Source organism: Psychroserpens sp., assembly GCF_045105015.1.
In the GTDB taxonomy this organism is placed as follows: Bacteria; Bacteroidota; Bacteroidia; order Flavobacteriales; family Flavobacteriaceae; genus Psychroserpens.
In genome coordinates, this window is sequence record NZ_JBGCCX010000151.1 from 1 (window position 1) to 14,739 (window position 14,739).

8 protein-coding genes and 1 pseudogene are annotated in these 14,739 nt (G+C 33.3%); all 9 read left to right on the top strand.

The features are described 5' to 3' along the window. Positions 1–11: 11 nt before the first annotated feature. Positions 12–998: pseudogene (locus AB8B90_RS11615) on the top strand (LacI family DNA-binding transcriptional regulator); the annotation flags it as partial. A 196-nt stretch (positions 999–1,194) separates the two neighbouring features. Next, a complete protein-coding gene (locus AB8B90_RS11620) occupies positions 1,195–2,580 on the top strand; it encodes an MFS transporter (RefSeq protein WP_405337051.1) in 1,386 nt (461 codons plus the stop codon). Beyond that, positions 2,573–3,244, top strand: coding sequence for a beta-phosphoglucomutase (pgmB, locus tag AB8B90_RS11625; RefSeq protein ID WP_405337053.1), 672 nt, complete (start codon positions 2,573–2,575; stop codon positions 3,242–3,244). The genes AB8B90_RS11620 and pgmB overlap by 8 nt, the downstream gene beginning before the upstream one ends. A gap of 32 nt (positions 3,245–3,276) precedes the next feature. Beyond that, entirely contained in the window at positions 3,277–5,583 is a 2,307-nt protein-coding gene (locus tag AB8B90_RS11630; RefSeq protein WP_405337055.1) for a glycoside hydrolase family 65 protein, read from the top strand. A 28-nt stretch (positions 5,584–5,611) separates the two neighbouring features. After that, the gene (locus tag AB8B90_RS11635) at positions 5,612–7,582 is read left to right on the top strand and encodes a glycoside hydrolase family 13 protein (RefSeq protein ID WP_405337057.1); all 1,971 of its coding nucleotides are present in this window, start codon (positions 5,612–5,614) and stop codon (positions 7,580–7,582) included. After that, a complete protein-coding gene (locus AB8B90_RS11640) occupies positions 7,583–11,068 on the top strand; it encodes a TIM-barrel domain-containing protein (RefSeq protein WP_405337059.1) in 3,486 nt (1,161 codons plus the stop codon). Positions 11,069–11,070: 2 nt separating this feature from the next. Further along, complete coding sequence (locus AB8B90_RS11645; protein ID WP_405337061.1) at positions 11,071–12,492, top strand: alpha-amylase family glycosyl hydrolase; 1,422 nt, start codon at positions 11,071–11,073, stop codon at positions 12,490–12,492. 6 nt (positions 12,493–12,498) lie between these two features. Next, the gene (locus AB8B90_RS11650) at positions 12,499–14,193 is read left to right on the top strand and encodes an alpha-amylase family glycosyl hydrolase (RefSeq protein WP_405337063.1); all 1,695 of its coding nucleotides are present in this window, start codon (positions 12,499–12,501) and stop codon (positions 14,191–14,193) included. A 74-nt stretch (positions 14,194–14,267) separates the two neighbouring features. Then, on the top strand, positions 14,268–14,732 hold the full coding sequence (locus AB8B90_RS11655; protein ID WP_405337065.1) for a hypothetical protein: 465 nt from the start codon (positions 14,268–14,270) through the stop codon (positions 14,730–14,732). Positions 14,733–14,739: the final 7 nt, after the last annotated feature.

Below are 14,739 nucleotides of genomic sequence, written 5' to 3' on the forward strand. Positions count from 1 at the left end.
TTCCAGAATACATGAAAAGAAAAGTTACACTAAAACAAATTGCTAAAGAATTAGATGTCTCGATTTCTACCGTTTCTAAAGCGCTTAGAAATAGTATTGAAATAAGTGAGGATACTAGACAAAAAGTTCAAGCATTTGCCAAGCTATACAACTACAGGCCTAATAATATTGCCTTAAGTTTAAAAAACAGGAAGACCAAAACGATTGGAATTATTATTCCTGAAATTGTTCACCATTTTTTCTCAAAAGTAATCACTGGTATTGAGCTGGTGGCTAATAAGCGAGGCTACAATGTTATTGTCGGACTTTCAAACGAATCCTTTGATAAGGAAGTTATTAATATGCAAATGTTAGCTAATGGTAGTATTGATGGTTTTGTTTTATCAATAGCTAAAGAAACACTTCAGCAACAAGATTATCATCATTTTACTGAGACCATTAATCAAGGAATGCCAATAGTAATGTTTGATCGCGTAGTTGACAGTATTCCATGCGATAAAGTTATTGTTGATGATGTTGAAGGCGCTAAGAAAGCTGTTGGAAAACTAATTCACAACGGCTGTAAAAACATTGCAATCATTACGACTAGAGACTACGTTAGTGTCGGGAAATTAAGAACTCAAGGGTATTTAGAGGCATTAGAAGAACATAAAATCAATCTAAAAGGCTCTATGATATTGAAAATTGAAGATAAATTGCTTTCAGATGAAGACTTAGATAAACTTGAAAATGAGATTGAATTATTATTCAAATCTAACAAGAATATCGATGGTGTTTTCGCTGTAAATGAATTGTATGCTGTTACAGCGATTAAAGTTGCTAGAAAGTTAGGGCTAGAAATTCCAAAGTCACTACAAGTTGTCAGTTTTACTGATGGTGTGTTGTCAAAGCACTCCACGCCAAGCTTAACTACTGTCAGTCAACACGGCCAAAAAATCGGCGAAAAAGCAGCAGATTTGTTGATAAACAGATTAGAACTCGAAGAGACTGATGAAGAAGAGGAAGAGGTGTACGAAACTGTTATTATCGAGACCGAATTGATTGAAAGAGAATCGACCAAATAAGACATTTAATACAGATTAAAAAAAAACTTTACTATATTTACCACCGAATCAAAACTTATATTTTCACTTCTACATTTAAGTTTTGATAAGTTTTACCGCTTGTCAATAGTATTAATTAACACATACTATTATGAAAAAGCGCGCCTTAGGTTTTTGGGAAATCTGGAACATGAGTTTCGGATTCTTAGGGATACAATTCGGTTTTGCACTACAAGGAGGCTTTATGTCTCGAATATTTCAAACTCTAGGAGCTGAAAAAGATGCTATACCTTTACTTTGGATAGCTGCACCTTTAACTGGTTTACTAGTTCAACCTATAATTGGTTATCTGAGTGACCGAACTTGGAGTGTGAAATGGGGACGACGACGACCTTATTTTTTAATTGGAGCTATTTTAAGTTCCATTGCATTATTCTTTGTGCCTCATTCTCCTGCTTTATGGGTTGCTGCTGGGTTTTTATGGATATTGGATGCCTCTATAAATATTTCAATGGAACCATTTAGGGCTTTAGTTGCTGATAAACTTCCTGAATCTCAAAGATCTTATGGTTTTGTAGTTCAAACGCTTATTATTGGTATTGGAACTTGGGTTGCCAGTAATTTACCATGGATGGTTTCTCAATTAGGAGTCAGTAATTCTGCTGAATCTGGAGTTGTTCCTATGTCTGTAAAAGTAGCATTTGCTATTGGAGGCTTTGTATTTTTAGCCAGTATTCTATATACCGTTTTTACAACTTCTGAATATCCTCCTGAGGATATGGAAGAATTTGAAAAGGAGAAAGCTAAAAAGAATAATTTTATTCCAGATATATTAAACAATATTGGTAGCATGCCGTTAACAATGAAAAAACTTGGATTGATTCAGTTTTTCTCTTGGTTTGCTTTTTTTACAATGTGGAGTTTAGCAAATCCAGCTTTAACTGAACACGTTTTTAAAGCGCCTGCACCAATTGAAGCCTCTTATGATATGTCTATTCCTACTCAAGCTGAAGCTTTTAATGTTGTTAATACTAACTTTCAAGAAGCTTCAAATTCTGTTGGGTCAGCAATGGGTGTTTATGGGTTGTCATCAATGGTCTTTGCTTTGATTTTAACATTTTATACCTCTCGAAGAAATATCAACAGAAAGTATGTGCATATGGGATCTTTAATACTTGGAGGTATTGGTTTTCTCTATATGAACTATGCTTCTCCCGAAACTTTAAAAATTTCATTCATATTAATTGGCTTTGCTTGGGGTAGTATTCTCTCTATGCCTTACGCTATGCTATCAAGTTCAGTAGATCCAAAAAAGATGGGTGTAATCATGGGTATTTTTAACATGTTTATTGTTATTCCACAAATCATAGCTGCTTTGGGAGGTATCAATTTTATCTCAGGTCTTTTAGGTGAAGAAGCAATTAATGCTATGACTGTTGCAGGCATAAGTTTAGTCTTAGCAGGCTTATGTAATCTATTAATTACCAATAAAAAAGCAATAATGTATCAACCAGAATTATCTGAAACTAATGCATAAAAAAGGATTCATATTTGATTTAGATGGTGTTATTGTAGATACTGCAAAATATCATTTCCTCGCTTGGAAAAAATTAGCGAGAAGTATAGGTGTAGATTTTACTGAAGTACAAAATGAACAGCTTAAAGGTGTGAGTCGTGTACGTTCATTAGAAAAAATATTAGAATGGGGAAATAAAACACTTTCAGAAGATGAGTTTACAAAACTCATGGGTATGAAAAACCAAGACTACCTTAGTTATATCGATAAAATGGATGATTCTGAGATTCTTCCAGATGTATCACAAACACTTGATTATTTAATCAATCAGGAACAAGCTATTGCTTTAGGATCTGCCAGTAAAAATGCTACACCAATCTTAAAAAAGGTAAATCTCTTTGCGAAATTTGAAGCTATTGTTGATGGAAATGACGTGTCAAAAGCGAAGCCAGACCCTGAAGTATTCTTAATTGGAGCAAAACTTCTTGGGATGAATCCAGAAGATTGCACTGTGTTTGAGGATTCTGTAGCTGGAATTCAGGCTGCAAATACTGCAAATATGATTTCAATTGGTATTGGAGAACAATCCGTGTTACATGAAGCGGATTATGTTTTTAATGATTTTACAGAAATGTCTTCAGAATTTTTAGAAGGGATTATTTCAGGAACAATAAATAAAAAATGATTTATTAATCAATAACTGATTTATAAAACAAAATGAATAATAATTATATACAACCAGATAATTGGTCAATCATAGAAGAGGGTTTTAATCCAAAACAAGTAAAATCTTCAGAAAGTTTAATGAGCTTAGGAAATGGAGCAATGGGACAACGTGCTAATTTTGAAGAGCATTATTCTGGCGAAACTTTCCAAGGAAGTTATGTCGCAGGTGTTTATTATCCAGATAAAACTCGAGTTGGATGGTGGAAGAATGGTTATCCTGAATATTTCGCGAAAGTATTGAATGCCCCAAATTGGATAGGAATTAATGTATCAATTAGTGGCGAAGTCTTAGACTTAGCAAAATGTATTAAGGTAGATGATTTTAGAAGAGAACTCAACATGAAAGAAGGTTGGTTGTCTAGAAGCTTTTCAGTAACACTTCAGAACTATATTGAAGTAAAAGTCGAAACAAAACGCTTTTTGAGTTTAGATATTGATGAAATTGGTGCTATTCAATACAGTGTAACACCAATAAATAATGATGCTCAAATAGAATTCTCTCCTTATTTAGATAACAGAATCACTAATGAAGATTCAAATTGGGATGATAAATTTTGGGATGTTCTTAGTGTTAACCATGAGCAAGAGCAAGCATTTATTGTTTCTAAAACAATGAAAACACATTTTTACGTGTGTACATTAATGCAAACACAAGTATCGCTTAATGGAACTGTTTTGAAACAGAACAAGACAGTTAATGACTCAATTGATAATATCGCATTTACCTATCAAAACCAAGTCTCTAAAGGCGATACAATCACACTTACAAAATTTGGTGGTTATGTGTCAGATAGAAATCATGATAAGAATGAATTGATCTCTGAAGCAAAAAAAACACTTAAAAAAGTGTCAGAATTAGGTTTTGATGCTTTATTAGAAAAACAAAAACAGGCTTGGGCTAAAATTTGGGATATGGCAGATATCACTATTGAAGGTGATGTTGCTGCTCAACAAGGAATTCGATTTAATATCTTTCACTTAAACCAAACATATTTAGGAACCGATGCCAGATTAAATATTGGTCCTAAAGGGTTTACTGGAGAAAAATATGGAGGCAGTACATATTGGGATACTGAAGCCTATTGTATTCCATTTTATATGGCCACCAAAGATCAAAATGTTGCAAAAAGTCTCTTAGAATATCGATACAATCATTTAGAAAAAGCTATTGAAAATGCTGAAAAGTTAGGGTTTTCAAATGGTGCTGCTTTATATCCAATGGTAACCATGAATGGTGAAGAATGTCATAACGAATGGGAAATCACGTTTGAAGAAATTCATAGAAATGGAGCGATAGCATTCGCTATTTACAATTACCATCGTTACACAAATGATTACAGCTATATTCCACAAAAAGGACTTGAAGTTTTAATTGGAATAGCCAGATTTTGGTATCAACGTGCAAATTTTTCAGCAGACAAACAGCAATATGTTATTCTTGGTGTTACTGGACCAAATGAATATGAAAATAATGTGAATAACAATTGGTATACCAATTACATTGCTAAATGGTGTATTGATTATGCTCTAGAAAATATTTCAAAAATTGAAATTGAATTTAGTTCAGATTATGCAAGAATCATGAATAAAGTCAAATTATCTAAAGCTGAAATTCAAGAATGGAAAGCTGTAGCAGATAATATGTATTTTCCTTTTTCAGAAGATAAAAATGTTTATTTACAACAAGATGGTTTCTTAGATAAAGAGTTAATATCAGTTTCTGATTTGCCAAAAAGTGATCGACCAATTAATCAAAAGTGGTCTTGGGATCGCATTTTACGTTCGCCTTATATAAAACAAGCAGATACGCTTCAAGGTTTTTATTTCTTTGAAGATCATTTTTCAACTGAAGAACTAGAGCGTCATTTTGATTTTTACGAACCATTTACAGTTCATGAAAGCTCATTGTCACCATGTGTACATAGTATTCAAGCAGCTAAATTAAACAGGATGGATCAAGCCTATGAGTTTTATTTGCGTACCTCTCGTTTAGATTTAGATGATTACAATCATGAAGTTGAAGAAGGTCTACACATTACATCAATGGCTGGAACTTGGATGAGCATCGTTGAAGGTTTTGGAGGTATGCGCATCATTGATGGGAAACTATCTTTTGAGCCTAAAATTCCAGAACAATGGAAGGGGTATTCATTTAAAGTGAATTTCAGAAACCAGATCATAAAAGTAAAAGCTAGTAAAGGTCAGACGCATTTTGAGCTTGAAGGTCAACAAGATTTAGAGATTTTAGTTAATGGTAATTCAGTAATAATAAGTCCGAATAATTTGGTGACGATATAAAAACAGAACACCTTTAAAATATGACACTATGAAAAAACTTATCTATTTGTGTTTCTTATACTTAGTGATTTCAACTGTGTCTTGTAAAGAAAATACTTCTGTAAATAATACTAAAAAAGTACAACTTGAATTCATTAAGCAAAATGATATTCAACGTATAGAACCACCAAATTGGTGGATTGGTTTTCAAGATGAAAACTTACAGCTTTTAGTGAAGCATGATAATATTGGAGATTACATGCCTAGTGTCTCTTATCATGGTGTTTCAATAAAAAAAGTTTCTAAAGGCGATAATAGTAACAACTACTTGTTTTTAGATTTGAGTATTGCTGAAAGCGCTTCACCAGGAGTATTCAATATTAGATTTAAAAATGATAATGGAGACGAATTAATCGATACTTACGAATTAAAAGATCGAGTTAAGTCTGCTGAAGATTTTATAGGTTTTAATAGTACTGATGCTATTTATTTAATTACGCCAGACCGATTTGTAAATGCTAATCCTAATAACGATTCTCCACTTGCTATTGAAGGTCAGCCTGAATTATTAGAGCGTACAATTGATAGAACAAATAATTATGCACGTCACGGTGGCGATATTCAAGGTATTACAAAACATCTAGATTATATTCATGATTTAGGATTTACTGCAATCTGGCCACAGCCATTGTTAATTAATGATATGAAACAAGGTTCCTATCATGGTTATGCTATTACAGATTTGTATCATATTGATCCACGTTTTGGAACACTACAGGAGTACCAAGATTTATCCATAAAGTTAAAACAAAAAGGAATGAAACTGATTATGGATCAGGTTGCTAATCATTGCGGATTAGAGCACTGGTGGATGAAAGATTTGCCTTTTAAAGATTGGGTGAATTTACAAGATCACTATGAATCAAATATTGATAATTGGGATTGGAAAACGACTATTAATTCCAATCATAGGCGAACAACAAATCAGGATACTTACGCATCAAAATATGATAGCGACCGAAATTCTCAAGGTTGGTTTGTAGCAACGATGCCAGATTTAAATCAACGTAATCCATACATGGCAAAATACATCATTCAAAATAGTATTTGGTGGATTGAAACGGCACAACTAGATGGTATTCGTCAAGACACTTACCCTTATCCTGATAAAAATTTTATGAGTGAATGGGCTGGAACTATTATGAGAGAATACCCTAATTTTAGTATTGTAGGTGAAGAATGGAGTTATAATCCGTTACTAATTGGCTATTGGCAAGATGGCGCAAAAAATAAAGACGGTTACGATTCTAATCTGAAATCTACTATGGATTTTGCCATGCAAACTAAAGTTGTTGAAGCACTTAATGAAGAAGAATCTTGGGATAAAGGTCTTGTGAAAATCTATGAAGGCTTAGCCAATGATTTCCATTATGCTAACCCAAAAGATATTATGATTTTTGAAGGAAATCATGATATGAGTCGCATTTTCACACAGTTGAAAGGAGATGTGACAAATACTGAAATGGCATTAGCTACTTATGCAACTATGCCTAGAATTTTGCAGATGTATTATGGAACTGAAATCTTAATGAATGATTTTGAAAAACCAGGTGATCATGGCTTAATTCGAACAGATTTTCCAGGTGGTTGGGAAGGAGATTCTGTTAATGCATTTACAGGTGAAGGTTTGTCTGATGAAGAAAAAGACATGCAATCGTTTATGAGAAAACTTTTGAATTACCGAAAGAACAGTAAAGCCATTCATGAAGGCCGAACACTTCATTTTGCTCCATTGGATGGAATTTATGTGTTGACTAGAATTTTAGATGATGAAACTGTAGTATTGATTCTAAATAAAAACGAAGATCCATTATCACTAGATTTAAAACGTTTTTCAGAAATAGGATTGGATAGTAAGACCTTAAGAAATATTGTTACAGGAGACACTGTTATTTGGAATAATACAATAGGATTAAATAGTAAAGGAGTTACAATGTTGACTACTAAACAAAAAATATAAATGAAAATAGTTACGCTCATATTAAGTTTATTATTTGGGTTCAACCTAATGGCTCAAGTCACGATTGTAGTCGATGAGTTGCCAGAAGAAACACCAAAAGATGCTTCTATTTTTATTTCGGGCGGCTTTGAAGATTGGACTGGTGGACAAGACAAATATAAACTTCAATTAAAGGAAGGAAAACACCAAATCACCTTACAAACATCTGAAAACTTGCTGTTCAAATTCACACAAGGGTCATGGCAATCTGTAGAGTGCAATAATAAAGGTGAAGCCATTGATAACCGAAACCACATATTCAAGAAAGCAAATGATACCATGCATGTAAAAATTGCTGGTTGGTCAAATTCCTTTGATATTCAAAAAGCTTCAACAGCTGCTGATAATGTATCGATTATTTCTGAAGATTTTGAAATGCCACAGCTTAATAGAAAACGGCGTATTTGGATCTATTTACCACCAGATTATTACACGTCGAACAAATCTTATCCAGTAGTTTATATGCATGACGGTCAAAATTTGTTTGACAATAAAACCTCGTATTCAGGTGAGTGGAATGCAGACGAAACGATGAATAGATTGTTTAGGGATAAAAATGTTGGACTTATCATAGTTGGAATTGATAATGGAGGTGACAATCGTCTTGATGAATATTCTCCATGGAAGAATAATAAATATGGAGGAGGAGAAGGTGACGCTTATCTTGAATTTATTACAAAGACCTTAAAGCCATATGTCGACAATAACTATAAGACTTTGATTGATAAAGCAAATACAGCCATCATTGGGAGTTCAATGGGTGGATTGATTTCGCATTATGCTGGTTTAAAATATCCTGAGATATTTGGTAAAATAGGTGTGTACTCACCAGCATTTTGGTTTGCTCCTGAAATAAAGCAATATACGAAGCTACATGGAAATGTTTCAGATACTAAAATGTATTTTCTTGCAGGTGGCAATGAAGGTAGTAATGCTGGTTTTGAAGAAATAAATCAGACAGTTAAGGATATGAATCAAGTTATTGATATTCTCAAAGATCAAGGCTTTAATCTTAAAAATATTAATTCTAAAGTTGTTCCTGAAGGGAAACACAACGAAGAATTATGGCGTACAAACTTTGAACAAACCATATTATGGTTGTTTCCTGAAAGTATTAAAGAGCGTGAATTTGTTGATGCCAAATTGAATAATAACCAATTAGAAATTTATGTTTCAGACGGAATGTATAATATTCAATTCTATTCAAAAGATATTGTTGAAACAACATTCATTCCTACTGGAGAAACAGCCTTGAATGCATCTCATGCAGTCGTTTTAGAACCATCAAAATTAATAACAGATTTTAAAGACAATACTAAAGAAGTTTATTTTTCTTCGGAAGGTATTTCAGTCAGTATTCAAAAACAACCTTTTAAGATTTCCTACCAATACAATGGCAAACCAATCGTTTCAGAACGAAATGGATATCAAAAAAATGATGAATTTGAAACCATTCAGTTTGGTGTTTCTGAAGATGAAGTGCTATATGGAGGAGGAGCTAGAGCTTTAGGAATGAACCGTCGTGGAAACCGTTTGAGGCTATATAATAGAGCACATTATGGTTATGAAACAGCGTCAAAACTCATGAATTTTACAATGCCGATTGTGATGTCATCAAATAAGTATATGTTACATTTTGATAATGCACCAATTGGTTATTTAGATTTAGATAGTAGAGCAGATAACACAGTTACTTACGAAACCATTTCTGGTAGAAAAACCTATCAGGTCATTGCAGGAGAATCATGGTTTGATATCGTAGATAATTATACCGATTTAACAGGAAAGCAACCTATGTTACCACGTTGGGCTTTAGGTAATTTTTCAAGCCGATTCGGTTATCATTCTCAAAAGGAAACAATAGAAACTATTGATGCATTTAGAGAAGAACAGATTCCTGTTGATGCAATCATTTTAGATTTGTATTGGTTTGGTAAAGAGCTCAAAGGAACTATGGGCAACTTAGAGTTTTTAAAAGATTCATTTCCTAATCCAAAGCAAATGATAAAAAATTTGAAGTCTAAGGATGTTGAAACGATCTTAATCACAGAACCATTTATGTTAACAACATCTAGTCGTTGGGATGAGGCAGTTAAAGAAAATATTTTGGCGAAAGATTCCCTCGGACAACCAGCAACCTATGATTTTTATTTTGGAAATACTGGCATCATAGATATTTTTGAACCGAAAGGGAATGACTGGTTTAAAAATATCTATAAAGATTTATCAATACTAGGATTTAATGGGTTTTGGGGAGATTTAGGCGAACCAGAAGTTCATCCTTCTTGGGTACAACATGCAACAGGTTCAGCAGATGAGGTTCATAATATTTATGGCCATTATTGGGCAAAATTAGTTTACAAAGCAAGCTTAGAAGCTAACCCTAGTAATAGACCATTTATTTTAATGCGAGCGGGTTATTCTGGTTCTCAAAGATTTGGTATGGTGCCTTGGTCTGGAGATGTTAATCGAACTTGGGGAGGATTACAATCACAGCCAGAAATTGCATTACAAATGGGGATGCAAGGTTTAGCATACATGCATTCAGATTTAGGCGGATTTGCAGGTGCAAATCTCGATGATGAATTATATGTGCGTTGGTTACAATATGGTGTATTTCAACCAATTTACAGACCACATGCACAAGAAGATGTTCCTAGCGAACCGGTGTTTAGAAGCGATAAGGCAAAAAAAATGGCTAAAGAAGCTATCGAATTACGCTATCGATTACTGCCTTATAATTATAATCTGATGTTCGAGAACAATCAAACAGGAGCGCCTTTAATGAGACCATTGTTCTTTGAAGAAGAAACTAACAAAATGCTTCAAGACGATGCGACTATTTACCTTTGGGGAAATGACTTTTTAGTATCACCTGTTACTATTTCTAAAGCTGAAAATCAAACGATTTATTTTCCAAAATCTTCAAATTGGTTTGATTTTTATTCAAACAAAAAGTATAATCGTGGAAGTGTTGCAATTTATAAATTAAAGGAAAATACTATCCCAACATTTGTTCGTGGAGGCGCATTTATTCCAATGACACAAACCATACAATCGACTTCAGAATATGATGCAAATGATTTAATTGTACACTACTTTTTTGATGCTTCTATTAAAAAAAGTGAACGTGTAATATATAACGATGATGGTAAAACGGTAAATGCCTTCGAAAAAGGCGCTTATGAACTCATTCAATTTGAAGCAGAACTTGATGGACAATGTTTAGAGATCGAAATTGAAGCTGAAATAGGAAATAACTACAAATCTCAGGACAAAGCAATATCACTTGTAGTTCATAATATACCATATCAACCAAAGCGGATCAAGATTGGTAATAGAAAAACCAAAGGTGTTTGGAATAGCAAAAAACAAACGCTGACGATTCCAATAGAATGGAATACAGAAAAAGAAAAAGAAATCGAAATAAAACTCAAAAAACAATAAACATGAAAAATTACACGCTAATAATAGTTGCTCTATCATTATTTTTTGCCTGCAAAACAGAAAATAAAGAAGTGGTTGATAAAGTAGTAAACGAAGAGACTATTGAGATGTTAGCTCCAGTTTCAAATTCTGATATGGAAACAGCTGTGATTTACGAAGCTAATATTCGTCAATACTCACTTGAAGGTACTTTTGATATGTTTACAAAAGATATTCCGCAGTTAAAAGACTTAGGCGTTAAAATTATTTGGTTGATGCCTGTGTTTCCAATTTCTGAAACAAAACGAAAAGCAACAGGAGGTCCAGATAGTAAATTTGCTTCTGAGTTTCCTGCAAATCAACAGGCTAAATACTTAGGAAGTTATTATGCTGTTACCGATTTCACTAAAATTAATCCTGAATTTGGAACAAAGGAAGACTTTAGAGAGCTTGTTAAAACTGCTCATGATAATGGTATCTATGTTATTTTAGATTGGGTTCCTAATCATACAGGTTGGGATCATGAATGGTTAAAAACGAACCCAGATTATTATACGCAAAATGACAAAGGTGAAGTGATTCATCCAGAAGGTACAGATTGGACTGATGTTGCCGATTTAAACTACGACAATCAAAATATGAGAACTGAAATGATTGAAGACATGTCGTATTGGATTACCGAAGAAGGTGTAGATGGTTTTAGATGCGATGTTGCAGGTTCTGTACCATTAGATTTTTGGCAACAAGCTGTGCCTGAACTCAGAAAAAAGAAAGATATTTTCATGTTAGCAGAAGCTTGGGAGCCAGAATTATTAGATGGAAATTTATTTGATATGGCTTATGCTTGGGATGGACATCATTTATTAAATGCTTTAGCTAAAGGCGAAAAGAATTTGAATGATTATGAGGCTTATATTCAAAAAATAGGCAAAGATTATGATGCAGATGATATCTTAATGAATTTTGTCACTAATCATGATGAAAATTCATGGAACGGTACAATAAAAGAGCGTATGGGAGATGCTTCAGAATTAATGACAGTCTTGAGTTTTATGCTTAAGGGAATGCCATTAATATATTCAGGGCAGGAATACGATTTAGACCATAGATTAAAATTCTTCGAAAAAGATTCATTTCCTAAAACCAAAGGTGATAGTTGGAAATTACTTCAAAAATTAGGACAGCTTAAAAACACAAATCCAGCTTTGCATGGTGGGAAAAATGCCGCAACTTATAACCGTTTAGAATCTATAAAAGAAATACTTATGTTCGAACGATCAAAAGATGGTAGGTCAATATTATTTGTTGGAAATGTGTCTAATGAAAATAACAAATTATCTATTCCCAAAGCGATGTATTTAGATTATATGACTAATCAAAAAATTGAGTTTAAAGGTGATGAAATATCACTTAAACCATGGGAATATAAAATATTAATACGATAAGACTTTATGAAATATATTTTCTATTTAGTAAGCGGTTTTCTTATGATGACTTCCTGTCAGGAGAATCATAAACAGAATAATGTTGATATTTCTGATGTTGATGTTTCAATTGCAAATGCAAAAACACCTTTTGTATGGGAAGGTGCAAATCTTTATTTTTTGTTAACAGATCGATTCAATAACGGAGATACTTCAAATGACATTAATTTTGACAGAACTAAAACAACTGGGAAACTTAGAGGTTTTGAAGGTGGTGATATTAAAGGAATCACTCAAAAAATTAATGAAGACTATTTTACAGATTTAGGAATCAATGCCATTTGGATGACACCAATTGTAGAGCAAATTCATGGCGGAACCAATGAAGGTACAGGAGTAACTTATGGTTTTCATGGTTATTGGACCAAAGATTGGACGAATATCGATCCTAATTTCGGAACTAAAGAGGACTTACATGAATTGGTTACAGCGGCACACAAAAAAGGCATTCGTATTCTGTTAGATGCTGTAATAAATCATACAGGTCCAGTTACGGATAAAGATTCTGTTTGGCCAAATAGTTGGGTGAGAACGAGTCCGCAATGTAAGTACGATAGTTATGAAAATACGATTACTTGTACCTTGGTAAAAAACCTTCCAGATATTAAAACAGAAAGTAATGATAATGTCGATTTGCCTCCTCAATTGATTGAAAAATGGAAATCTGAAGGACGTTATGAGCAAGAAGTCACTGAACTTGACAACTTTTTTGAAAGAACAAAATACCCTAGAGCACCTCGTTTCTATATCATGAAGTGGTTAACCGATTATGTTACAGAATTTGGGGTTGATGGTTATCGTGTAGACACTGTAAAACACACTGAAGAATTTGTATGGCAAGAATTTAAAATCGAATGTGATTATGCGTTTACAGAATTTAAAAAGAACAATCCCGAAAAAGTTTTAGATGATAACAACTTCTACTTAGTTGGTGAAGTTTATAACTACGGAATTAGTAGCGGACAACAATTTGATTTTGGCGATAGAGAAGTCAATTATTTCAGTCCACCCAGTTTCCAAAGTTTAATCAATTTTGAGTTTAAATGGAATTCAAAAGAACTAGGTTACGAAGATTTATTTAAAAGATATTCTGAAGCTTTGAGAGGTGATTTAAAAGATTTCGGAACATTAAATTATTTAAGTTCACATGATGACGGCAGTCCATTTGATGCTAAACGTTCAAAGCCATTTGAAACAGCCAATAAGTTACTTTTATCACCAGGAACAGCACAAGTGTATTATGGAGATGAATCTGCTAGATCATTAATAGTTGAAGGTGCCAATGGAGACGCTACTTTACGTTCATTTATGAATTGGGAAGCGATTTCAAACAGTCGTAAGACTAAAGCTATTTTGAATCATTGGCAAAAATTAGGTAAATTTAGAGAACGCCATCCTGCAGTTGGAGCTGGGATACATCAAATGATAACACAAGAACCATATGTGTTTTACAGAAGCATGACTAAAGGGGATTTTAAAGATGTTGTAGTTATTGGATTAGATTTAGATTCAGGAGCAAAAGAATTAAATGTCTCCAGAATTTATGAAGATGGAACCAGATTATATGATGCATATTCAAATCAGGATATTGAAGTAAAAAATGGAAAAGCAGTATTAAATTCAAAATACGACATTGTTTTATTAGAAGAAAAAACAAATTAAAGTTATTACAAGCCCCAAATAAATAATAGAACCTGCTGCTTATTGGATATAAGCATAACATTAAAGGGATGATTATGAAGAGAATTTTAATAATAACAGTTCTTTTGAGCAGCATATGCTCATTTGCACAAGTTGGTATCGGCACAACAACACCTCGTAGTACTTTAGAAATAAATGGTAATTTATCAGTTAAACATGTCACTATTGCAGGAATAGTTGGCGCTCCAGCTCCTATTGATGATGGTGTCTATATTTCGGTCAGTCCCACGGTTAATGATCAGGAATTTCAACTGCCAGACGCAGACGATCATCCTGGAAGGATATATATAATAAGAAATATTCAAGATACTATCAATGCTGACATCATTTTGTCAACTGATGATACACTTGCAGGTGTGTTGTTTTTTGCAGGTGATAGCAGTACTGGATTTGCTGGACCAGTAAATATGGATTCAGGTTTAGGTGGAGGTCATCGTACAAAAACACTTATTTTTATTAGTGATGGTTCTAATTGGACTTACGGAATATTAGGCTTTTAATTTTAAA